This is a genomic window from Nocardia farcinica, assembly GCF_001182745.1.
In the GTDB taxonomy this organism is placed as follows: domain Bacteria; phylum Actinomycetota; class Actinomycetes; order Mycobacteriales; family Mycobacteriaceae; genus Nocardia; species Nocardia farcinica.
The window spans coordinates 1132870-1155140 of the sequence record NZ_LN868938.1 but is presented as its reverse complement, the minus strand read 5'-3'; the positions used below and the strand labels follow the sequence as shown (position 1 = coordinate 1155140).

The window sequence follows — 22271 nt, the reverse complement described above, 5'->3', positions numbered from 1 at the left end:
CTCACTGCCAGGTGGCGGTGTCGGGGTCGATGCCGTGCGCGCGGGCGGCGGCGTCGATGCTGCGGCGCAACCAGCTCGCCAGGCCCGCACGGATGCCGTCGTAGTGGGCGGTGAAGCCGGGATCGGTGTCGAACATGCGCCCCAGGCACACCTGCTGGGCGCGATCGATCGGAAAGTAGGCGCCGAAGATCGTCCGATGCCGGTCGACGAGGTCGTTCGCCTCGGGACTGCCGGGCGCGATCCCGGCGTCCATGGCCGCGCCGAGCGCCTGCTCGAGATCGGTCATCTCGGCGGCGACGGCCTGCCAGTCCTCCGGGCTGCGGGTGGCCGCGCGCTCGGCGAACTGCTGCCACTGCGGGCCCGCCCCGTAGCGGCGGCGGGCCTCGGCGGCCCAGCCGGGATCCCAGCGCGGCCCGAACAGCGCGGCCTGCTGCTCGGCGGTCAGCAGCAGGCCGCGCTCGTGCGCCTCGATCATCCGGTCCAGCCCGGCGGCGAGCTGCTCGAGCCGGGCGATCCGCTCGCGCACCTGGGCCCGTTGCGCACGCAACGCGGCGGGTACCTCGGTGGCCGAGTCGTCCAGGACGGCGCGGATCCGGTCCAGGCCGAGCCCGAGTTCGCGGTAGACGACGATGCGGTGCAGCCGTTGCAGATCCGCGCCCGTGTAGAGCCGGTACCCGGTGGCTGTGCGCAGCGACGGCAGCGCCAGGCCGATGTCGTCCCAGTGGTGCAGCGCGCGCACGGTCACTCCCAGCCGGGCCGCGGCCTGGCCGACGGTCAGGCCGTCACTGTCCTCGGGCATGCTCTGCATTGTCGCCCGCAACCTCCTCCGGGGCGGTGATGCCCACCGCCGCCAGATTGCGCGCCTCCGGCCCGGTCGGGTCGAACGGCTTGGCCGCGGTCATGATCACCCGCGCGTTCTCCGGCGTGCGCACCTCGATGTCGCGCGTGTTCCACGGGGTGTCGCGCGGGCCGTCGACCGAATCCGGGCGCAGCGCACGGCAGGCCTCGACCAGGGAATCGATCTGGTCGAGCACGCACGCGAAACTCACGCTCATCGCCGGTGGTTGCGTCGCGGCCGCCGACGCCGGCACCAGCAGCACGTCCTGGAACGCCCACCGGCGCAGATGCACGACCGCGCCGGGGATGGTGAACAGCTCGATGAAGCCCAACCCGCGGGTCCAGAAGTCCAGCGACGCCGCCACATCGGTGGTCGGAATCGTCACGAACGCGGGCATGCCGTAGATGCCGCGGAACGGCTCCGGCGCGACGACGTCCGGGCCCGGCGTGGGAACGGGGCTGATCTCGAAGGCATTGAAGTAGTCGCTCATGCACCCCACCTTCGACCCTCACGCAACGTCAGGGTCAAGCCGAAACACGAACAGGTTCGCGCGTTCCCGCGGCGCTTCGGAAACCGCCGGGGCCGACGACAAAGACCGGGCGTGAACGCTTGCTTGGTCTTCTCTCGACGTCGGCTGGGTCAGCGGTGTAGTCGATAGGTGCGGGCGGTGAGGCGTTCCATCGTGCTGCGGGGGAGTATCCGGTGGAGTGCGAAGGCGGCCGGAGCGTTGCTGCCGACGGCGTAGAGCGGGCGGGGGCGTGCTGCCGTCACCGCGGTGAGGATCGTGCGTGCGACCCGGTCGGGGGTGATGCCGGCGGCTTGTTTGCGGTCGAGTGTGGTCATGAAGCGCTGGAATTCGGCGGTGTGTGGCGAATTGTCGGCGAGGTATTTCGTGCGTCGTTCACGGAGGCCGGAATCGACCTGCCCCGGTTCCACAGTGGTGAGCCAGACGCCGTACGGCGATTCCTCGAACCGTGCCGCGGTGGCGAATCCACGGAGCGCTGCTTTGGTGGCGACGTAGGAGGAGCGGTAGGGCAGCGGGAAGCTGGCCAGCATCGAACCGACCATCACCACCCGCCCGGCCCGGCGTCGGCGCATGCCGGGCAGCACCGCTCGGGTGAGTGTGATCGGGCCGAGCACGTTGAGTTGGAACAGCCGGGCCACGGCGTCGTCAGGCAGGTCGGTCAGCGGTCCGGCTTGGCTCTCACCGGCGTTGTTGACCAGGACGTCGACGTCGTCCAGCGTTGAGACGAACTGTTGGATGGAGTCGTGGTCGGTCAAGTCCAGCGGCCGGTAGTCGATGCCCGGCAACAGATCTCGGTCCGGGACGGCGTGCGGGTTGCGGCTGGTCCCGATCACCCGGTAGCCGTGGTCGGACAGGGCCGCGGCGGTGGCCCGGCCTATTCCCGACGATGCGCCGGTCACGACGGCGATACGTGTAGTGGACATGTCCATCCTGATTATTCGTCGGCCGATGGCCGTGCACGGTTGCCCGCGCAGGCGACGGGATTTCTCGGTGGGGTTCAGTGGAAGGCGGCGCGGAACGATTTCAGTCCTTGCAGACAGTTGTTGCGCAGGGGCTGGGGGTCGGAAACGGAGATGTGGTTGATGCGCGGGACCATCGCGTGTAGCAGGGTCTGCATTTCCATTTTGGCCAGTTGCATGCCGACGCAGGTGTGTGCTCCGTTTCCCCAGCCCAGATTGCTACCACGGCGGTCCAGCGAGAACTGCTCGGGCCGGTCGAAGCGGCGCTCGTCGCTGTTGGCGGCGGCGTAGATCAGGGCGACGCGCTCACCGGCGTGCAGTGCGACCTCGCCGAGCACGGTGTCGACGGCGATGGTCCGGGTGAAGGCGCGCACCGGGGAGGCCAGCCGCACCGCCTCGATCACGGCTCGGGGGATGAGGGCCGGATCGGCGCGGATCTGTTCCCACACCTCGGACTGTGCGCCCAGGCTCCATAACAGTTGCCCGGTCGCCAGGATGGTGGTGTCGAGGCTGGGCGCGACGAAATCGATGATCATGTTCTTGGCTTCGAGCCGGCTGATCCGGCCGCGGTCCGCGGCGTCGAAGACGCTGGCGGCCCATCCGTGCGGGGTGACGTGTTTCCTTCGTAGCCGCAGGGTGTAGAGGTAGAGCCGCAGAGCACTGGTGGCGGCTGTGCCCGCGCGCGGGTTCGCCGGTCCGAGCCCGTCGAAGGTGGCGCGGCCCCACGTCAGCATTTTCGCCGCGCTCACCCGGACCCCGACGAGATCGGCGACCACCTGGACGGGTAGGCGGGTCGCGAAGTCCGCTATTCCGTCGAAGGATTGCCGTCGACGCAGCCGCTCGACGGTGGGCACGGCTTCCTGCTCCATCGCCGGTAGCGCGGGGCGGATCGCCCGCGAGGCCAAGGACTGCATGAGGATCGCGCGACGGTTGGTGTGGGCTCGGTCATCGCTGGCGAGAGTGGTGTAGTGACCCAACGTGTTGGCGATCGGGTTGGCGGCCACGCCGTTACCGCTGCGGAAGGTGAGGTCGTCGCGCAACGCCGCGCGGACGTCGTCGAATCGCCCCATGGCCCAGAGCCGGTGGCGCGGCAGCCACACCAGAGGCCCGGCGTCGCGGATCCGCCGGTAGACCGACTGTGGGTCGGTGACGACCTGCCTGCCGTAGAGATCGACGTCGACGACGGGCGCGCCACGGTATGTCGAGGGCCGCGACGCAGAGGTGAGCGGCCCGCTCATCGGATCTCCGCGGCTACCGAGGCCGGATGTGGCGCCGTCGGATGCTCAGGGTTCATCGTCGATCGCTTTCGTGAGGATGTCGCTCGCCCGCCGGGGGTGGGAGGAGGGCGAGGATGTCGGGGATTCGGGAGGGGGTGCGCGCGGCGGCCATCACGACCCGGTCCGGGCGCAGCAAGACCGCGAACGCGGAATGTGTGCTGAGCCAGCGGGTGAGGATCTCGACGCCGGTCGGAGGCCAGTCCAGGACGCTGAGGTCGAGGTGGGTGACCCGGTCGGGGACGGTGCAGGTCGGGGGCAGCGGTCCCCGCGTCAGCAGCGCATAGCCGGGGCCGAGGACCTCGTCGAAACGGGCGCCGCCACCCTCGCCCGCGATGACCGGTTGAGGACACAGTCGCCCGTTGAGCCGATGTCGGATACCCCGTCGCTCGACCAGGGGACCAGCCGCCAGCGGCGGTGAGACAGTCGCGAGCAGGGCCTGCGACACTCCCGGAATGCGGCACAACAGCCCCAGCGAAGCGCGTCGCACCGCGGCCGCGCGGTCGTGGCCACCGGTGAGCACCCATCCGACGGCAACGGCCGTGCGGATGGTCCGGGTCGCATGTGGGCGGCGTTCGGCGGTATAGGTGTCGAGAATCGACTCCGGCGCGGTGCCGCGCAGAACCTCGGCGAGTTTCCAGCTCACGTTGAACGCGTCCCGTAACCCGGCGCCCAAGCCTTGCCCGATGAACGGCGGGGTCTGGTGTGCGGCGTCGCCGGCGATGAACAGTCGTCCTCGGCGCCAGTGTTCGGCGACGCGGGCACGGAAGGTGTACTCGGCGTGACGAACGATGTCGGCCCGGTCGAAGGTGTGCGCGTCCATCCAGGGCCGCAGCAGTCGGCGCAAGTTGTCGGCGGCTGCCAGCTCGTCGGCCCGTTCGCCCGGCTCGATGCGGAACTCCCATCGATACCGGGTACCGGTGACGGGCATGAAGGTCGCGGCACGCCGCGGGTCACAGATCTGCTGGACACCTCCCCACACCGGAAGGGGCGCCGCGGTCCGCACGTCGACCACGAGCCAGTTCTGTTGGAAGTGCAGGTCACGCAGGCCGGTGCCGATCCGGTCGCGGATCAGGCTGCGCGCGCCGTCGCAGCCGATCACCGCGGCAGCGGTCAGCCTGTGCGTTTCGGTGTCGGTGGTGTACTCGACAACGGCCGAATCGCCGTGGTCGGCGGCGTCGATCACCTCGCATCCGCGTCGCAGGTCGATGAGCGGGTCGGCGTGGGCGAGGTCGAGCAGTATCGCCTCGAGTTCGGGCTGGTCGAACATGCTCGCCTGCGGAAAACCGTGGGGGCCGTCCATCGAATCGCGCGCGAACTCGGCCAGCACCGTGTGGTTGTGATCGAGCAGGCGCATTCCGGGCATGGGACGACTGATCTCGGCGAATCGCTCGTAGGCTCCCACGGCAGCGAGAATCCGGCACACCTCGTCGTCGGCGTGGACCGCGCGCGGCAGCGGGTAGGAGGTGGGGTGGCGCTCCAGAACAACGGTGGCGATGCCGTGTCCCGCCAGCAGCAGCGCCGCGGTGAGGCCGACCGGGCCGGCGCCGACGATGACGACCGCGACGTCGACCGGGTTGGACGATCGAGTTATCACCTGTATCGGACCCGGTTACGCTGCCGGCCCAGGTCGAGGGCGCCGTCGTCGGTGGCGATCCGGGCTTCGACGATGTCGCCGTCGCGGAGATAGCGAGGGTTGGCCGCCTGTTTGCGGAAGAAGATCTTCCACTTGAGGTGCGGGGGCAGCAGCGCGCCGAGCAGTTCGACGGGTTTCGCAGGTGCGGACAGCGCGGTCCCGCCCGGCGTGCCGGTCAGCAGAACGTCTCCGCGGTCGAGACGCTGGAATCGACTGAGCGCGTGCAGGGCCTGGAGGGGTTCGACGAGCATGTCGTCTCCGACGACACCGTTCTGTCGGCGTTCTCCGTTGACCCACAGCTGTAGCCGCAATCGATGGAATTGCGCCCATTCGGGTGGGTCGAGCAACACCAGTCGCGGACCGGCCGGGGTGAATCCGGGGTAGGACTTCGATTCGTAGAACTGGGTTTTGGGCAGTTGCACGTCCCGGGCGCTCACATCGTTGGCGATGATCAGTCCGGCCGCGTACTCGGGCAGGTTCTCGGCGGTGATGGTCGTTCCGACCGGCACCGCGGCGCCGAACACGATGCCGATCTCGACCTCGTAGTCGAGCAGTCGCACGTGGGCGGGTTTGACGATGTCGTCGTAGGGTCCGCAGATCGATCCGGAGGATTTGCGGAAGAAGGTCGCCGATACCCGTCCGGGGTCGATGTTCGACTCGCGGGCATGGCTGGCGAAGTTGACCATCTGGGCCACGACACGGCACGGCGCGGTCACCGGTGACACCAGTTGTAGTTCCGACACCGGAGTCCAGTCGGTGGCGTCGTGCGCGGCCCGGATCGCGTCGAGGTCGCCGAGCAATTCCGCGGTGGTGGCCGCCGGGGTGTCGATGGGCGTGGCACCGTGCGGGGTTTCGAGGTACCAGTGCGAGCGGGTACGGACAATGGTGGTGCTCATGTGCGGGCTACTTTCATCAGGCCGAGCAGGCGCCGGATATCGAACTCGTTCGCTCCGTCACGCAATGCGGAGAACACCGCGCGCAGCAATTGCGGATCGGGGTTCACTCCGAGGAAGTCACGGGTGACCGGCGGTCCCCATTGGGCCAGGCCGCTGGCGCTCATATGCGTCCAGCCCGCCTCGACCGAGGAATCGAACAGGTCGCCATCGGCGAAGTGCTCGACCAGGAAGCGGTCCGGGTCGCGCCAGTAGTCGAACAACTGGCTGCCCTGGATATGGCGGCCAACACCCCAGGAACGACGGTAACCACGCTCGGCGAGATACGCCCCGCCCGCCGCGATCGAGTCGAGATCGGCGACTTGATAGGCGCTGTGGACATATCCCGCCCGTGGCCCCAACGTCATCGCCAGCGTGTGATGGTCGGCGGGGGTCGACCCGCGATCGCAGCGCATGAACGCCATGGTCGGGCCGCGGTCCCGCTGCCCCGGAAAGTAGAGGAAGTCGCTGACGATCAGGCCCAGGTGTTCGAGATACCAGTCCAGGCATTCCAGGAATCGCGGCGTTTCGAGTACCACATGGCCCAGGCGTTGCACGCGCGCGGGCTCACGGGGGCGGCGTTGCACCGCGTTGATCCGATACCGCGCCGCGCCCAGATTCCAGGTCAACGGTGGCTGGTCGGGAAGCGCTGGCAACTCCGGCACATCGGCGACGACCCGCACCACCTGCCCGCTCGGATCACGGAGGGTCACCACCCGACCACCCAGCACGTCCAGCGGCTCCATCGCATGCCCGGTCGCGGCAGCCAGCCGTGCCAGGTCGGCGCGGTCCCCGGCGCGGTAGGCCGTGCCGACGAACCGGGCCACCGGCGCGCGCCGGACGATCACGCAGACCGAGCCCGCCCAGGTGCCGCGCAGATGCAACTCGTCCGGCGTGCGGATCACGGTGCTCAGACCGAATGCGGCGGCGAAGCGTTCCGCACCGTCGAGATCGGGCTTGTCGAATTCCAGCCACGCGATGTCATCGACCTTGATCAGCGGATTCTTCGCCCTGTCCGGGTGCTCACCGGTGAGCGCGCCCTGCGCACTGTGCAGATCGACGTGCGGATCGTCGTATGCGGGCACTGTCATCGCTGTCCTCCTTGACTACTGAAGAAATGTTCAGCAATGATGGGCGCCTCCGTCAATGACATTCAGAGTTGGAATGTCATTCAGAATTGAAGGTGACAGGAGTTCTCCCGTGCCGCACTCGAATCGCACCGACCGCAAACGAGCCCGCACCCGCGCGGCGCTGATATCGGCCGCGGCCGAGTTGTTGGCCAGCCCGGGCGGCCTCGACGCCAGCGTGCAGCAGATCACCGACCGCGCGGACGTGGGCGTCGGCTCGTTCTACAACCACTTCACCAGCAAGGCCGAACTGTTCGACGCGGCCATCGCCGAGACCCTCGACCGCTACGGAGAACTGTTCGACCAGGCCTCAGCGGGAATCGAGGATCCCGCCGAGGTGTTCGCCAACGGCATCCGCATGACCATGCACCTGACCAAGACCCACGCCCAACTCACCGGGACACTGCTGACCATCGGCTTCCGTCTGATGACCTCCGATGGGGGCCTCGCCCCGCGCGCCCTGCGCGACCTGCGCCGAGCGGGTGAGACCGGCCGCCTCCGAATCACCGACTACCCCGCCGCACTCGCCTGCACGGCCGGTTCGCTGCTCGGCTGTCTTCAGCTCCTCGCCACCGACCCCGACACCGACATCGACACCCTCGCCGACACCCTCGCCACCAACCTGCTGTGCATGTTCGGCCTCAGCCTCGACGACGCCCGCGCGGTAGCCACGAAACCGCTGAAAATGCCTTCCCCCGCTGCGATCAGGCGGGCCAGGTGATCTCGGCCGGGTCCTTGTCGATGCGCAGCCCGCGCCAGCTCGGGTGGCGCAGTCCTTCGGCGGTGGCTTCGCGGTACTCGATGTCGGCGACGAGTTCGGGGGAGACCCAGTGGGCGAGCGCGGCGACCGGGCGGGGCGCGGGCACGTCGAACGGTGAGTCCGGGCGGGCGATTTCGTCGAGCCGCTGCCGTAACCGGGTGCGCTCGGACTGCTTCCATCCGGTGCCGACGTTGCCGATGTGCACCAGCCGCCCCTGTGCATCGTGTGCACCGAGAACCAGTGACCCGAACGACTTCTGGAACGGACCGTTACCCGGCAACCATCCGGCGATCACCGCTTCGGTCGTTCTGCGGAACGGCATCTTGAGCCAGGCGCGGCTGCGCTCCCCGGGCTGATACACCGAATCGAGCCGTTTGGCGACCAGCCCTTCCAGGCCGTTGTCGGTGGCGGCCGCGGCCAGCTCGGCGGGGTCGACATCGGTCCAGCTCGGCGACAGCTGCAACGGCGGGCGCGCGATGTCGAGCCGGGCGAGCAGGTCGCGGCGCTCGGTGTAGGGCAGACGCACGGTGGCGTGCCCGTCGAGCGCGAGCAGATCGAACAGCATGTACAACACCGGCACCTCGCGGATGAGCTGCGGTGTCGGGGCGCGCACGTGCATGCGGCGCTGCAACCGGGAGAACGACGGCGCGCCCCGGGCGCCTTCGGGGGCGATGATCTCCCCGTCGAGGACCACCCGGTGCGGGCCGACCGCGGCCGCCACGGCCTCGACGATCTCGGGGAACGATCCGGCGACCTGCTTGCCGTTGCGACTGTAGAGCAGGCACTGCCCGTCGGCGGCGTCGGCCACCGCCCGCATCCCGTCCCATTTCATCTCGAAAGCCCAACCGCGCGGATCCTCCGGCGGTCGTCCAGCGGTGGCCAGCATCGGCGACGGCGCGGGCGCCATCACCAGAGCATACAGCCAGCAAACCGCTGTTTTCGATCATCCGCACCCGAATCGGGACCCGGCCGCCCGCGCCGGCGAGCGGATTCGCCGCACCGGGCACCGCATGCTCGACGCCGCACCGGCAACCCGCTGGCCGGGCCGACCAGAGCACACCGGTGCGCGGAACCGGCCGTGCGGCGCGCCGAGGGCCTAGATTCGATCCATGCAGACCATCGACCTGCCCGCGCCCGACGGCCCCATCGAAGCACTGCTGGCCCGCCCCGATACGCCGGGTCCGTGGCCGGGGATCGTGATCATCCACGACGCCCTCGAGTTCGGCGCCGACATCCGCACCCACGTGACGATGCTCGCCGAGCGCGGCTACCTGGTGATCGCGCCCAACCTGTTCTCCCGCGGCAAGGCCCGCTGCATCCGGGCGGTGATGCGCGCGCTGTGGTTCACCGGCGGCCGCAACCACGCCGAGGCGGTGCCGGTGCGCGACATCCTCGCCGCCCGCGACCACCTGCTGGCCGACCCGGACTGCACCGGACGCACCGCGGTCGCCGGGTTCTGCATGGGCGGCGGCTTCGCCCTGCTCACCGCCCCGCATGGCTTCGACGCCGCCGCCCCGTTCTATCCCGGCCTCTACGGTGACTACCGCACCCTGCTCGAGGGCGCCTGCCCGGTGGTGGCCAGCTACGCGGGCCTGGATCCCTCACTGATCGGCGCCGCGGGCAAGCTCGACCGCGCGCTCACCGACCTGGGCGTCCCGCACGACATCAAGACCTACCCGCGCACCACCCACGGTTTCGCCAACACCTTCGGCAGCGAGCGCCTGCTGCGGGTGGTGGGCCTTGGTCACGACGCGGCCGCCACCGCGGACGCGTGGCGGCGCATCTTCGCCTTCTTCGACCAACACCTCACCGCGTGAGGGTCATTCGCCTCGCCACTGCGGCGCCCGCTTCTCGGCGAACGCGCGCGGACCTTCGGCGGCGTCCTTGCTCAGGAACACCGGCATGGTCTGTTCCATGTTCATCTGCCAGATCGGCGCGTCCCAGTCCGAACCGAACGCGGCGGCGCGGTGGATGATGCGCTTGGAGGCGCGCACGGCCAGCGGCGCGTTGGCCGCGATCGTCTCGGCCAGTTCCAGCGCCACCGCCAGCACCTGATCGGCGGGCACCACCCGGTTGACCAACCCCCACCGCGCCGCGGTCTCGGCGTCGACGGGCGCACCGGTCAACGCCATCTCGAGGGCGATCTTGTGCGGGATCTGGCGCGGCAGCCGCAGCAGCCCACCCGCGGCCGCCACCAACCCGCGCTTGACCTCGGGCAATCCGAGCGAGGCCTGATCGCTCATCACCGCCAGATCGCAGGCGAGCACGATCTCGGTGCCCCCGCCCAAGGCGAATCCGTTGACCGCGGCGATCAGCGGCTTGTCCACGAAATGCTGGACGAGTCCGGCGAACCCGTACTCCGGATGCTCGGGATCACCGATGTTCTGCCCCGCGGCCAGCGCCTTGAGGTCCGCACCGGCGCAGAACGCGCGCCCGGCGCCGGTGATCACACCCACCCGCAGCTGCGGGTCCTCGGCGAGCTGTTCGAGCGCCGCGCCGACCGCCCGCGACAGCGCGGAGTCGACGGCGTTCATGGCGTCGGGACGATTGAGGGTGATGAGGGCGACGGAACCCCGGCGCTCCAGGGTGGCGGCATCGGACATGAACAGACCTCCTCGTGCGGCCCGCCCCGGTGCGGGCCCGCCGTCCAACCTACCGGTCACGGTGGTGGGCGCACCCCGCGTCGCACCCACCACCGCCCCGGCGGTCACGCCGCGCGCAGCGCCGCCACCGCACCGGCGAACATGGTGTTCTTCACCGCCGCCAGCGTGCCGGAATCCTTGCCGCCCAACGGCGCCAGCATCGCCAGCGCGGCCGCGGTCACCTCGCCCTCGGCGGCGGTGGCATCGACCAGCCCGATCGCCGCGGCCTCACCGCCGCCGAACCGGCGCCCGGTGGTCATCGACGCGATCGCCGCGGCCGGGGTGAGCTTGGCCTGGATCAACGCCGCCATGCCCGGGGTGAACGGGATGTGGATGTCGACCTCGGGGAAACAGAAGTAGCCGCGGTCGGCGCGCATCACCCGGTAGTCGTGCGCCATCGCCAGCATCGCGCCCGCGCCGAAGGCGTGCCCGGGCAGCGCGGCCGCGCTGGGCAGCGGGAAGGTCAGCACCCGCGCCAGCAACGCCTGCACCTGCTCGACGTACCAGGGCATCCGCTCACCGTGGGCGGCCACCCAGTCCAGATCCAGGCCGTTGGAGTAGAACTTGCCGCCGGCGGTGGTCACCAGCGCCAGCGCGCCGTCGGACAGCGCGGTGTCGAGGTGGGCGTTCACCTGCTCGAGGAAGGCGGGGGAGAAGCGGTTCTCGCCGTCGCCGAGGTCGAGCACGGCGATGCCGTCGTGGAATTCCAGGGTGGTCACGATGATTTCCTTTCCGGGGGACCGATGTCGAGCACCGCGCGGACCGCGGCGCGTAGCTGATGACGGGCGTGGGGATCGGCGAGCTGGTCCCGGCGCAACAGGATCGCGGTCGGCAGGTCGACCAGGCAGGTGGTGAGCACCTGCACCGCGCGCCGGTCCCGGCGGCCCCACCGCCGCTGCGCCAGATCCACCAGCACAGCGACGAGATCGCGTTCGGCGCCGCGGAGTTCAGCGGCGAGCTCGGCGGGCAGGTCGGCATCGAGCAACTGCTCGCGCGAGACCGTCAGCACCAGCCGGGCCGAGTCGGGGAAGCGCTCGGCGAACACACTGGGCGCCTCGGCGGCCGCCACGATCGCCGCGGTGACTGCCGCTTCGGTATCCGAATCGCCGTGTGGCTCGGCCGTTTCTGGGAAGGCGAGCGCGCGTTGCACGTCGAGGAACCGGCGCGCGGCACGCACCCACGCGCGCGCCAGCAGCGCGCCCCGCGAGCCGAAGGTGTGGTAGAGCGCGCCGTTGGACACCCCGGTGGCCGCGGCGACCGCGCGCACCGTCACCGCGGCGGGCCCGGCGCGGACCGCCAGCGCTTCGGCGGCATCGAGCACGGTGTCGGGGTCGTGCACTCGGGGACGTGGCATGACCGAACTATAACAGAGCAACTGCTCTGTTATAGTGGCACGGGGCGTTTGCCCACGCCCCCTACGGTTTTCACCTACCGTCCGGTCCGTGTGGAATTCTCCCGGGCCGTCCCGCCCCACCCCCGCGATGCGGTAGTCTTCGCCTGCCTCCCACCCCTGTCCGCACGAAGAGAACGGCGCCGCATGTCACGAGTCGTCATCAAGGAGCAGTACTTCGACACCGCTCTCGAGGTGCTGGCCGAACTCGGATTCAAAGGACTCAACATCGGCCTGCTGTGCCGGCGCCTCGGCGTCACCAGCGGCTCGTTCTACCACCACTTCGGCAGCTGGCAGGGCTTCGTCGACGCCCTGCTCGAACACTGGGAGAACCGCCAGATCCGCATCCTGCGCACCCTGAACTTCAACCAGGGCAACCCGCACGACGACATCGCCGCCATGGCCGACCTCGCCCTGGGCCTGCACCACGCCGCCGAAGCCGCCATCCGCGCCTGGGCCGCCAACGACGAATCGGTCAACCTCGCCCTCAAACGCGTCGACGAATCCCGCCGCCGCACCGTGCACAAAGCCGTCAAAGGCATCGTCGGCGACGACGCCACCACCGCCGTGCTCACCTCCATGGGCATGGCGATGCTCATCGGCTACCAGCAGATCGCCGCCGGCGGCGACGACGTCTCCCTGCACGACCTGCTGGGCCAATACCAGCGACTGATCTACTCCTACACCCGCCGCTGACCGCTCACACCGTCGCCGGATCGCTCACCACGGCCGAATCGCTCACCATGCCCGCGGCCGCACGATCCGGCTCGCCCGTCGCCCGCGCCACCCGCACCCAGGTGTTGTTCACCGCCGCATTGCCCGAGAACCGGTCCGTCAACGCCGGATCCGGCAGCAGATTCACATTCGCCCCCGGCAACGAAGCCGCCACCGACCAGCCGACCCCAGGCTCCCGGTGACCCCACCCGTGCGGCACCGCCACCGCACCGGGACGGATCTCGTCGCTCACCTCCAACGTCACCACGATCGACCCGGTACTCGAGGTCACCTCCACCTGCTCACCGTCGACCAGCCCGCGCGCCTGCGCGTCCCGCGGATGCATCAGCGCCGTGCAGCGATCCTTGCCCTTCACCATCGACGGCAGATTGTGCAACCAGGAGTTGTTGCTGCGCAGATGCCTGCGCCCGATCAACTTCAGATCGAACCCGTCCGCCGGCGCGGTCAACGCCCGGCCCGCCCGCGCCTCGGCCACCAGTTCCGCCGCCGCCGACACGAAATCCGCGGGCGCCAACTGCACCTTGCGGTCCTTCGTCGCGATGATCGACCGCAACCGCGGCTGCAACGGACCCAGATCCACCCCGCCCGGCGTGCGCCGCAGCTTCGCCACCGTCACCCCCTTGCGACCGCGCCGCAGCACCCCGTGCGGGCCCACCGCCATCCCCAGCGCCGTCAACCGCAACGGACTGGCCACCTCGAACAGCGCGTTCAACAGCCGCCCGGTGAACCGCCGCGCGGGCAACGGCACCAGCTCGGTCACCAACCGCGCCAGGATCTGCCAATCCTCGAGCCCGTCGGCGGGCGGCTCGAACACCCGCGCGTCGAAGCGCACGTTGTTGCGCACACTGAACACCGGGAACAGGAAATTCAGGTCCTCCCGCTCCAGCTGGGAGATCGGCGGCAGGATGATGTCGGCGTGCCGGGTCGTCTCGGTGACATACATGTCCACCGCCACATAGAACTCCAGCGAATCCAGCGCCGCACCCAACCGGCCGCGTTGCGGCGTCGACAACACCGGATTGCCCGCGTAGGTGATCATCGCCCGGATCCGCTGCGGGCTGTCGGTGCGGATCTCCTCGGCCAGCACCGCCACCGGCAACTCGCCACGGAACGACTTGAACGTCCCCGTGCTGTCGGTCCACGCGCCGTACCCCACCCGCGACAGCCGCGCGAACCGCAACGCGTCGACGGGGGGAGTGGTGAACATCTGCCCGCCCGGGCTGTCCAGATTGCCCGTCACCGCGTTGATCGTGTTCACCAGCCAATGCGTGAGCGTGCCCGTCACCTGCTGACACACCCCGATCCGGGCGTACATCACCGCCGAGGACGCCGCCGCGTGCTCGCGCGCCAGCCGCCGGATCGTCGCCGCGTCCACCCCCGCATACGGCGCCATCGCCTCCGGCGTCACCTCGGCCACCAGCGCCCGCAACTCGTCCCAGCCCGCACACCGGTCCCGCACCGCGCGCTCGTCGCACAACCCCTCGGCCACCAGCACATGCAGCATCGCCAGCAGCAGATACACGTCACCGCCCGGGGCCACCGCCACGTGCTCGTCGGCCAATCGCGCGGTCTCGGTGCGCCGCGGATCCACCACCACCACCGAACCGCCGCGCTTGCGCACCTCCCGGATCCGCAGCTTGGCCCCCGGCATCGTCGTCACCGACCCGTTCGACACCGCCGGATTCGCGCCCAGGATCACCAGCCGGTCGGTGCGATCGATGTCGGCCACCGGCATCAGCAGATTCGAACCGAACATCTGCCAGGCCGCGAACTCCTGCGGGAACTGATCGATCGAGGACGCGGTGAAGAAGTTGCGGGTCAGCAGCGCCGTGCGCAACAGCACCCCGTAGATCGCCGAGGAACTGTGCGCGGCCGGATTGCCCAGATACATCCCGATCGCGCTCGGCCCGTGCGCGGCCCGCACCGCCCGCAACCGACGCCCGATCTCGGCGAACGCCTCATCCCAGCCGATCGGCTCGAACCGGTCACCCACCCGCCGCACCGGCGTGCGCAACCGGTCCGGGTCGTGATGCAGCCCGCCCATCGCCGTCGCCTTCGGACAGATGTAGCCCTTGGACAGCACGTCCTCCGGGTTGCCTTCGATCCGCGTGACCTTCGCATCCTCGACGGTCACCAGAATTCCGCAATGCGCCTCGCACAGCGTGCACTGCCGGGCAATGGTGGTAGCGCTCATGGGATTTCGTCACCTTCCACGGTCGTTCCGCTCAGGCTACCGCCGCCCCCACCGACCGGAGAGAGAAATTCGGCCAAATCGTCTCATCTTCTCGCGTCCGGCTGGTTCGCCAACGCCCGCACCCCCGGACTCGACGACTCCCGCACGAACGCACTCTCCGCGACCTCCAGACCCCCGCAGCTCACCGTCAACTCCACCGCCGGCGCCAACCGATATGGACGGCTCTCCACCACCGACCCCACCACCCGCCGCAACCGCGACAACTCCGCCCGCACCGCCACCGCATGATCGGGATCGCCGTACAAGGCCGCACTCAACGCCGCCACCGTCATTCCCGCCGCACCACACCGATCCAACAACAACAGGATCTCGGCATGCCGCGTGGACAGCGTTCGCCGCCAATCCGATTCACCCCGCGCCACCAGCACCGGCGCACCCGACAGATCCAACGTCAACCGGATCCGATCGTCGGCCGACCGCGGCCGCACCAGCCACCCACTGTTCAACGGCTCCGCCTCGCACAACCCCAGGCCCGGCACATGCACCGCCCGCACCGCATCCGGCACCGCGATCCGCCGACCCGCCGCCACCCCCACCGCGTGCGCCACCCACCCGTGCTCGTCCACCAGCAAGGCAGGCCCGCGCACCGCCGACAACGCCGGCATCGACGCCGTCCGCAACCGCTCCAACCGCTCCTGCTGATACCGGGCCAACTGCCCCTCCGCCAACCGCACCGCCGCCCCGATCAACGCCGTGATCGTCGGATGCAACGTCAACGCCGGACCGCTGACGTCCACCACCCCGATCAACTCGCCCGTGCGCGGATCGTGCACGGGCGCCGCCGTGCAGTACCAGGGATGCTGCGACTGCTCGAAGTGCTCACCGGCGACCAACTGCACCGGCTCGGCCTCCGCCAGCGCCGTCCCGATCGCGTTCGTCCCCACCGCGGGCTCGGTCCAGCGCGCACCCTCCTGGAACCCCAACCCGTCCGCGCGATGACGCACCTTCGTCGACCCGGCCCGCCACAACACCACCCCGTCCGCGTCACTGACCACCATCAGCATCTGCGCGGCATCGGCGATCCCCTCGATCAGCTGCGTCACCTCACCGATCACCGCGCCCAACGGCGACTCCCGGCGCCGCCGCTCCACCTCCGACAACGGCAACACCGTGCGCTCGTTCGGCCGATCCGGCACCAGCCCCGCCGCCAGCACCCGCGACCAGGACCGCGCCACCACCGTGCGCGGCCGCATCGGCGAACGACCACCGCCGATCACCGCATCGTGCATCCGCACCAGGTCACGGGCATAGCGGGGGAGGTCCGTCCCCGGAGTGATCGCACTGAATTCGCCCATGATGCCTGTCCGCCTTCTTGCTCGAGGTGCGCCGAACGCGGCCCGGGCCCCGGCGCACGACCACCGATGATGCAACGCCCTGCAACGATTGTTACTCGGATTTCCGTGCGTTGTGCTGTAGCTCACACAACAACGTGGGAAGGAACATCCGATGACTCGGACACTCGAACCGTCGGCGGCACCCGAGGAAGCACTCGACCCCCAGACCAGGGTCGAGACGTGGCTGCGCGAGTTCGAAACCGCCCTCGCCGCCCGCGACATCGAGGCGGCGGCGGGCATGTTCGCGGTGGACAGCTTCTGGCGCGACCTGATCGCCTTCACCTGGAACATCAAGACCGTCGAAGGCCGCGACGGCGTCACCGACATGCTGCGCGCCCGCCTCGACGACACCGACCCGCGCGGCTTCCACACCACCGAACCCGTCACCGAAGCCGACGGCGTCATCACCGCCTGGATCGGCTTCGAAACCGCCGTCGGCCGCGCCGCCGGACACCTGCGCCTCACCGACGGCGGCGCCTGGACCCTGCTCACCTCACTGCGCGAGCTCAAGGGCCACGAGGAGAACAAGGGCCCCCGCAGGCCCAAAGGCGTCGAACACGGCGCCAACCGCGAGCGCGTCACCTGGTCCGAACAGCGCGAGCAGGAAGAACGCGAACTCGGCGTGACCCGCCAGCCCTACGTGGTCGTCGTCGGCGGCGGCCAGGGCGGCATCGCCCTCGGCGCCCGGCTCCGCCAGCTCGGCGTGCCCGCCCTCGTCGTCGACAAGCACGACCGTCCCGGCGACCAGTGGCGCAAACGCTACAAGTCGCTGTGCCTGCACGACCCCGTCTGGTACGACCACCTGCCTTACCTGCCGTTCCCGGACAACTGGCCGGTCTTCACCCCCAAGGACAAGATCGGCGACTGGCTCGAGATGTACACCAAGATCATGGAGGTGCCGTACTGGTCCAAGACCGTCTGCCGCAGCGCCACCTACGACGAGCAGACCGGCGAATGGACCGTGCACGTCGAACGCGACGGCGAACCCCTGGTCCTGCGACCCAAGCACCTCGTGCTCGCCACCGGCATGTCCGGCAAGCCCAACATCCCGAACTTCCCGGGCATGGACCGCTTCCAGGGCGACCAGCACCACTCCAGCCAGCACCCCGGCCCCGACGCCTACGCCGGCAAGCGCGCGGTGATCATCGGCTCCAACAACTCCGCGCACGACATCTGCGGCGCCCTGTGGGAAGCCGGCGCCGACGTGACGATGGTGCAGCGCTCCTCGACCCACATCGTCAAGTCCGACTCGCTGATGGAACTCGGCCTGGGTGACCTGTACTCCGAACGCGCCCTCGCCGCGGGCATGACCACCGACAAGGCCGACCTCACCTTCGCGTCCATGCCGTACCGGATCATGCACCAGTTCCAGATCCCGATCTACGACGCCATCCGCGAACGCGACGCCGACTTCTACGCCCGCCTCGAACGCGCCGGCTTCCAGCTCGACTGGGGCGACGACGGCTCCGGCCTGTTCATGAAGTACCTGCGCCGCGGCTCCGGCTACTACATCGACGTCGGCGCCTCGGAGCTGGTGGCCAACGGCGACATCAAACTCGCCCACGGCCAGGTCCGCGAGCTCACCGAACACTCGGTGATCCTCGAGGACGGCACCGAACTGCCCGCCGACCTCGTCGTCTACGCCACCGGCTACGGCTCGATGAACGGCTGGGCCGCCGACCTCATCGGCCAGGACGTCGCCGACAAGGTCGGCAAGTGCTGGGGCTACGGCTCCGGCACCACCAAGGACCCGGGCCCGTTCGAAGGCGAACTCCGCAACATGTGGAAGCCCACCCAGCAGGACGGCCTGTGGTTCCACGGCGGCAACCTCCACCAGTCCCGCCACTACTCCCTGTACCTGGCCCTGCAACTCAAGGCCCGCTACGAGAACATCCCGACCCCGGTCTACGGCCTCCAGGAGGTCTACCACCTGAGCTGAGGCAATCCCGGATGCCGGGCCGCTCCCACAAGGAGCGGCCCGGCATTGCCGTGCTCACGGTGCCGGTCGCGCGCCAGGCGCGGTAGCGCACTGATGATCGGGCGCGTGGGGGATTTCCGAAGTGTTCCTGCCAGCCGCTTTTATCGTCACGTGACGATTCGTGGAACAAGGGGGAGGCAGAGGGGAGTGGCTTCCCGGGTCGCGGCACGAGGCGACCTGGACGGTGGGTTACACCACGCCGAGATCAGCCTGCCACGATACCGATGACCGGAAAAATTCCGGCGGCGCGGAAGGCTGGGTGCGCGAGAGCAAGGATCCGCCCCACAGTTCCCACGCAACGCAGCGTGGAGGTGTTCGCCAGGGATCCATCCACTCGGCCACCACAGGGGTCAGAGGTTCGGCGGCCATCGAACACGGGCCGCACACAGGGGCGCGACAGTAATGCCGAAAGATGGCGACAGCCCCTTCCGTCACCATCGTTTCTACGCCGATAATCTACATTATGTTAAGTAAAGGGTGTGCTGGACCGCCGGGAACCGGCCGGCGCGGCGCCACCCCCTCCTCCCCGCAATGACCTCGAGGCTGATTCGCAGGATTGACAGGGATCGACATCAGGACCGTGATGCGCGGGTGTGCAGCCTCGGGTGACATGAACTTTGCGGGTCACCGCGCGCCGTCCCATGCTGCTGACCGACCTCGCTTCCGTCCGCGCCGAGGCCGCGCACCCACACCCACACCATCCCGGGCGCTCAGTCCACCTCCGACGCCGCATGCCGTACCGGCCGCCGTGCCAGCTTCCGGATACTCCAAAACCGATCGCACGGTTGACCGCTAGGACGCCGTCACGTTCTGCTCTTCCGGACGGATTCGATCCGCTCGGCACCGCCGACCACGACCCGCAGCGGCCGCCACCGCCCACTCCTGCGCCGGAGCGCGTCAAGAACCTTGCAGCATCACCCCTCGGCCCGACCTGCCCCCGATAGACCGAATCGCCGACGGCCGGCGCAGATTCGCGACCGTCTCCCCCCGATCCCTGAATCCACGTACACAGTCCGGTCGGCGGACTACGGTCAGCACCACGGGCATCACCGTGTGTTCACGATCATTTTTCCGCGATTCACTGGTGCTCCAAACTTGAATGTGTAAACTTTCGGAGTGTGTCCAAGGTTCCCGATTTCGAGCAGCTCCTGCGCGGCGCGTCCCTCCGGGTCACCGCGCAGCGGCTGGCCGTGCTGAGCGTGGTGCACGAGCATCCGCACTCGGACACGGACTCGATCCTGGGACGGGTGCGCGAGAGCGTCGGAGCGGTGTCCCACCAGGCGGTCTACGACGTGTTGCGCGCACTGACCACGGCCGGACTGCTGCGTCGCATCCAGCCGATGGGCTCGGTCGCCCGCTACGAGACCCGGGTCGACGACAACCACCACCATCTCGTCTGCCGTGACTGCGGCGTCATCGTCGACGTCGACTGCGCGGTGGGCGAAGCGCCCTGCCTCGATGCCTCCCACGACCACGGTTTCGTCGTCGACGAGGCGGAGGTCATCTACTGGGGCCACTGCCCCGACTGTTCGAAAGCTCTGTCCGCACCACCGAAGTGAGCACAGCCTGCTTACTCGCTTCTCCCCCGAAAGGAAACGCCGTGTCTGTGGAACACCCGCCCATCGGTGAAGCCAATACGGAACCCGCCGCCGGCGGCTGCCCGGTCACCGGCCGCCTGCGGCACCCGCTGCAGGGCGGCGGCAACCACGAGTGGTGGCCCAACCAGCTCAACCTGAAGGTGCTGGCCAAGAACCCCGCCGAAGGCAACCCGCTCGGCGACTTCGACTACAAGGCCGCGTTCAACTCCCTCGACCTGGCCGCGGTCAAGGCCGACATCGCCGAGGTGCTGACCACATCCCAGGACTGGTGGCCCGCCGACTTCGGCAACTACGGCCCGCTCATGATCCGCATGGCCTGGCACAGCGCGGGCACCTACCGCTCCTCCGACGGCCGCGGCGGCGCCAACACCGGGCAGCAGCGCTTCGCCCCGCTCAACAGCTGGCCCGACAACGGCAACCTGGACAAGGCCCGCCGCCTGCTGTGGCCGGTCAAGAAGAAGTACGGCCAGAACATCTCGTGGGCCGACCTGATGATCCTGGCCGGCAACGTCGCGCTCGAGACCATGGGCTTCAAGACCTTCGGTTTCGCGGGCGGCCGCGTCGACGTGTGGGAACCGGAGGAGGACGTCTACTGGGGCCCCGAGGCCGAGTGGCTGGGCGACAAGCGCTACAGCGGTGAACGCGACCTGGAGAACCCGCTGGCCGCGGTCCAGATGGGCCTGATCTACGTCAACCCCGAAGGGCCCAACGGCAACCCGGATCCGCTGGCGGCCGCCGTGGACATCAAGGACACCTTCGGTCGCATGGGCATGACCGTCGAAGAGACCGTCGCGCTCATCGCGGGCGGTCACACCTTCGGCAAGACCCACGGCGCCGGTGACGCCGCGCTCGTCGGCGCGGAGCCCGAAGCCGCCCCGCTCGAGCAGATGGGCCTGGGCTGGAAGAGCTCGCACGGCACCGGCAAGGGCGCCGACGCGATCACCAGCGGCCTCGAGGTCGTCTGGACCACCAAGCCCACCCAGTGGAGCAACGACTTCTTCGAGATCCTCTTCGGCTACGAGTGGGAACTCACCAAGAGCCCGGCCGGGGCGAACCAGTGGGTCGCCAAGGACGCCCAGCCGATCATCCCGGATCCGTTCGATCCGGCGAAGAAGCGCCTGCCCACCATGCTCACCACCGACCTGTCGCTGCGCGTCGACCCCGAGATGGAAGTCATCTCCCGGCGGTTCAAGGACAACCCGGACGAGTTCGCCGACGCCTTCGCCCGCGCCTGGTTCAAGCTGACCCACCGCGACCTGGGTCCGGTCACCCGCTACCTCGGCCCCGAGGTGCCCAGCGAGGTGCAGCTGTGGCAGGACCCGATCCCCGCGGTCGATCACGAACTCGTCGACGCCGCCGACATCGCCGCGCTCAAGGAGCAGATCCTGGCCTCGGAGCTGTCGATCTCGCAGCTGGTGAAGACCGCCTGGGCGGCGGCCTCCTCCTTCCGCGGCAGCGACTACCGCGGCGGCGCGAACGGCGGGCGCATCCGGTTGCAGCCGCAGCTGGGTTGGGAGGTCAACGAGCCCGACGAGCTGGCCCGCGTCATCGCGGTACTGGAAGGCATCCAGGAGCAGTTCAACGCGGCCCAGACCGGCAACAAGAAGGTCTCCTTCGCCGACCTGGTCGTCCTCGGCGGTGTCGCCGCGGTCGAGCAGGCCGCCCGCAACGCCGGCGTGGCGGTCGAGGTGCCCTTCACCCCGGGCCGCGCCGACACCACGCAGGAGCTCACCGACCCCGAGGGCTTCGCGGTGCTCGAGCCCAAGGCCGACGGCTTCCGCAACTACCTCGGCAAGGCCAACCCGCTGCCCGCCGAGTACCTGCTGGTGGACAAGGCGAACCTGCTCACCCTCACCGCGCCGGAGATGACCGTGCTGGTGGGTGGTCTGCGCGTGCTCAACGCCAACTACCAGCGCTCCCCGCTGGGCGTGCTGACCGAGACGCCGGAGTCGCTCACGAACGACTTCTTCGTCAACCTGCTCGACATGGGCGTCGTGTGGGAGCCCTCCCCCACCGACGACGGCACCTACGTCGGCAAGGACGCCGCCACCGGCGCCCAGAAGTGGACCGGCAGCCGGGTCGACCTGCTGTTCGGCTCGAACTCGGTGCTGCGCTCGCTCGCCGAGGTCTACGCCACCGACGACGCCAAGCCGAAGTTCGTGCAGGACTTCGTCGCCGCGTGGAACAAGGTGATGAACCTGGACCGGTTCGACCTCGCCTGATCCCCCACGCCCGATCCCCTCGGGCACGGCGCCCCGCGGACCTCGCGTCCGCGGGGCGCCGTCGCG

19 protein-coding genes are annotated in these 22271 nt (G+C 69.4%); 6 read left to right on the top strand and 13 right to left on the bottom strand.

Annotated features, from left to right (window positions below; translation table 11 throughout):
* Position 1 precedes the first annotated feature (1 nt).
* The 7 genes from AMO33_RS05630 to AMO33_RS05600 form a co-directional block, all read right to left on the bottom strand.
* Positions 2 to 799, bottom strand: a complete 798-nt coding sequence (locus AMO33_RS05630; protein WP_107103087.1) for a MerR family transcriptional regulator — start codon at positions 797 to 799, stop codon at positions 2 to 4.
* A complete protein-coding gene (locus AMO33_RS05625) occupies positions 783 to 1328 on the bottom strand; it encodes a VOC family protein (protein WP_060591007.1) in 546 nt (181 codons plus the stop codon). The genes AMO33_RS05630 and AMO33_RS05625 overlap by 17 nt, the downstream gene beginning before the upstream one ends.
* A gap of 149 nt (positions 1329 to 1477) precedes the next feature.
* Entirely contained in the window at positions 1478 to 2287 is an 810-nt protein-coding gene (locus AMO33_RS05620) for an SDR family oxidoreductase (RefSeq protein ID WP_060593308.1), read from the bottom strand.
* Positions 2288 to 2361: 74 nt separating this feature from the next.
* Positions 2362 to 3561 carry a cytochrome P450 gene (locus AMO33_RS05615; RefSeq protein WP_060591005.1) on the bottom strand — a complete coding sequence of 400 codons (1200 nt, stop codon included), beginning with the start codon at positions 3559 to 3561 and terminating at the stop codon, positions 2362 to 2364.
* A gap of 52 nt (positions 3562 to 3613) precedes the next feature.
* On the bottom strand, positions 3614 to 5194 hold the full coding sequence (mhpA, locus tag AMO33_RS05610) for a bifunctional 3-(3-hydroxy-phenyl)propionate/3-hydroxycinnamic acid hydroxylase MhpA (protein ID WP_060591003.1): 1581 nt from the start codon (positions 5192 to 5194) through the stop codon (positions 3614 to 3616).
* On the bottom strand, positions 5191 to 6129 hold the full coding sequence (locus AMO33_RS05605) for a fumarylacetoacetate hydrolase family protein (protein WP_060591002.1): 939 nt from the start codon (positions 6127 to 6129) through the stop codon (positions 5191 to 5193). The genes mhpA and AMO33_RS05605 overlap by 4 nt, the downstream gene beginning before the upstream one ends.
* On the bottom strand, positions 6126 to 7256 hold the full coding sequence (locus AMO33_RS05600) for a VOC family protein (RefSeq protein ID WP_060591000.1): 1131 nt from the start codon (positions 7254 to 7256) through the stop codon (positions 6126 to 6128). Before AMO33_RS05600 ends, AMO33_RS05605 begins: the two co-directional genes overlap by 4 nt.
* A gap of 109 nt (positions 7257 to 7365) precedes the next feature.
* On the opposite strand from AMO33_RS05600, the gene AMO33_RS05595 reads away from it, so the two are divergent.
* Positions 7366 to 8013 carry a TetR/AcrR family transcriptional regulator gene (locus tag AMO33_RS05595; protein ID WP_240327436.1) on the top strand — a complete coding sequence of 216 codons (648 nt, stop codon included), beginning with the start codon at positions 7366 to 7368 and terminating at the stop codon, positions 8011 to 8013.
* On the opposite strand, the gene ligD is transcribed toward AMO33_RS05595, so the two are convergent.
* Complete coding sequence (gene ligD / locus AMO33_RS05590) at positions 7997 to 8959, bottom strand: non-homologous end-joining DNA ligase (RefSeq protein WP_011209472.1); 963 nt, start codon at positions 8957 to 8959, stop codon at positions 7997 to 7999. The genes AMO33_RS05595 and ligD overlap by 17 nt on opposite strands.
* A 202-nt stretch (positions 8960 to 9161) precedes the next feature.
* Here ligD and AMO33_RS05585 point away from each other — a divergent pair, with 202 nt between their 5' ends.
* Positions 9162 to 9869, top strand: coding sequence for a dienelactone hydrolase family protein (locus AMO33_RS05585; RefSeq protein ID WP_060590996.1), 708 nt, complete (start codon positions 9162 to 9164; stop codon positions 9867 to 9869).
* Between the two features lie 3 nt (positions 9870 to 9872).
* Here the strand turns inward: AMO33_RS05585 and AMO33_RS05580 are convergent, their stop codons facing one another.
* The 3 genes from AMO33_RS05580 to AMO33_RS05570 form a co-directional block, all read right to left on the bottom strand.
* The gene (locus tag AMO33_RS05580) at positions 9873 to 10655 is read right to left on the bottom strand and encodes a crotonase/enoyl-CoA hydratase family protein (RefSeq protein ID WP_011209474.1); all 783 of its coding nucleotides are present in this window, start codon (positions 10653 to 10655) and stop codon (positions 9873 to 9875) included.
* 104 nt (positions 10656 to 10759) lie between these two features.
* Positions 10760 to 11416: an enoyl-CoA hydratase-related protein gene (locus AMO33_RS05575; protein WP_060593307.1), complete on the bottom strand. Its 657-nt coding sequence runs from the start codon at positions 11414 to 11416 to the stop codon at positions 10760 to 10762.
* A complete protein-coding gene (locus tag AMO33_RS05570; protein WP_060590994.1) occupies positions 11410 to 12048 on the bottom strand; it encodes a TetR family transcriptional regulator in 639 nt (212 codons plus the stop codon). The genes AMO33_RS05575 and AMO33_RS05570 overlap by 7 nt, the downstream gene beginning before the upstream one ends.
* 183 nt (positions 12049 to 12231) lie before the next feature.
* Here AMO33_RS05570 and AMO33_RS05565 point away from each other — a divergent pair, with 183 nt between their 5' ends.
* Positions 12232 to 12780, top strand: coding sequence for a TetR/AcrR family transcriptional regulator (locus AMO33_RS05565; RefSeq protein ID WP_060590993.1), 549 nt, complete (start codon positions 12232 to 12234; stop codon positions 12778 to 12780).
* 4 nt (positions 12781 to 12784) lie between these two features.
* On the opposite strand, the gene AMO33_RS05560 is transcribed toward AMO33_RS05565, so the two are convergent.
* The gene (locus AMO33_RS05560; RefSeq protein WP_060590991.1) at positions 12785 to 15013 is read right to left on the bottom strand and encodes a molybdopterin oxidoreductase family protein; all 2229 of its coding nucleotides are present in this window, start codon (positions 15011 to 15013) and stop codon (positions 12785 to 12787) included.
* Positions 15014 to 15096: 83 nt separating this feature from the next.
* Positions 15097 to 16368, bottom strand: coding sequence for a GAF domain-containing protein (locus AMO33_RS05555; protein ID WP_060590987.1), 1272 nt, complete (start codon positions 16366 to 16368; stop codon positions 15097 to 15099).
* A 151-nt stretch (positions 16369 to 16519) separates the two neighbouring features.
* Between AMO33_RS05555 and AMO33_RS05550 the strand changes: the two genes are divergently transcribed.
* The 3 genes from AMO33_RS05550 (at position 16520) to katG (ending at position 22205) form a co-directional block, all read left to right on the top strand.
* Positions 16520 to 18346 (top strand): NAD(P)/FAD-dependent oxidoreductase, encoded by a 1827-nt coding sequence (locus AMO33_RS05550; RefSeq protein WP_060590986.1) that lies wholly within the window; start codon positions 16520 to 16522, stop codon positions 18344 to 18346.
* A 1157-nt stretch (positions 18347 to 19503) separates the two neighbouring features.
* Positions 19504 to 19944 (top strand): Fur family transcriptional regulator, encoded by a 441-nt coding sequence (locus AMO33_RS05545; protein ID WP_011209481.1) that lies wholly within the window; start codon positions 19504 to 19506, stop codon positions 19942 to 19944.
* Positions 19945 to 19985: 41 nt separating this feature from the next.
* Complete coding sequence (katG, locus tag AMO33_RS05540; protein WP_060590984.1) at positions 19986 to 22205, top strand: catalase/peroxidase HPI; 2220 nt, start codon at positions 19986 to 19988, stop codon at positions 22203 to 22205.
* Positions 22206 to 22271 lie beyond the last annotated feature (66 nt).

Excerpts from the sequence above, each read along its gene's own strand:
- AMO33_RS05570 (WP_060590994.1), bottom strand. The coding sequence starts at position 12,048 with ATGCCACGTCCCCGAGTGCACGACCCCGACACCGTGCTCGATGCCGCC.
- AMO33_RS05600 (WP_060591000.1), bottom strand. The coding sequence starts at position 7,256 with ATGACAGTGCCCGCATACGACGATCCGCACGTCGATCTGCACAGTGCG.
- ligD (WP_011209472.1), bottom strand. The coding sequence starts at position 8,959 with ATGGCGCCCGCGCCGTCGCCGATGCTGGCCACCGCTGGACGACCGCCG.
- AMO33_RS05580 (WP_011209474.1), bottom strand. The coding sequence starts at position 10,655 with ATGTCCGATGCCGCCACCCTGGAGCGCCGGGGTTCCGTCGCCCTCATC.
- AMO33_RS05585 (WP_060590996.1), top strand. The coding sequence starts at position 9,162 with ATGCAGACCATCGACCTGCCCGCGCCCGACGGCCCCATCGAAGCACTG.
- AMO33_RS05560 (WP_060590991.1), bottom strand. The coding sequence starts at position 15,013 with ATGAGCGCTACCACCATTGCCCGGCAGTGCACGCTGTGCGAGGCGCAT.
- AMO33_RS05555 (WP_060590987.1), bottom strand. The coding sequence starts at position 16,368 with ATGGGCGAATTCAGTGCGATCACTCCGGGGACGGACCTCCCCCGCTAT.
- AMO33_RS05605 (WP_060591002.1), bottom strand. The coding sequence starts at position 6,129 with ATGAGCACCACCATTGTCCGTACCCGCTCGCACTGGTACCTCGAAACC.
- AMO33_RS05625 (WP_060591007.1), bottom strand. The coding sequence starts at position 1,328 with ATGAGCGACTACTTCAATGCCTTCGAGATCAGCCCCGTTCCCACGCCG.
- AMO33_RS05630 (WP_107103087.1), bottom strand. The coding sequence starts at position 799 with ATGCCCGAGGACAGTGACGGCCTGACCGTCGGCCAGGCCGCGGCCCGG.
- AMO33_RS05565 (WP_060590993.1), top strand. The coding sequence starts at position 12,232 with ATGTCACGAGTCGTCATCAAGGAGCAGTACTTCGACACCGCTCTCGAG.
- AMO33_RS05550 (WP_060590986.1), top strand. The coding sequence starts at position 16,520 with ATGACTCGGACACTCGAACCGTCGGCGGCACCCGAGGAAGCACTCGAC.
- AMO33_RS05620 (WP_060593308.1), bottom strand. The coding sequence starts at position 2,287 with ATGTCCACTACACGTATCGCCGTCGTGACCGGCGCATCGTCGGGAATA.
- AMO33_RS05615 (WP_060591005.1), bottom strand. The coding sequence starts at position 3,561 with ATGAGCGGGCCGCTCACCTCTGCGTCGCGGCCCTCGACATACCGTGGC.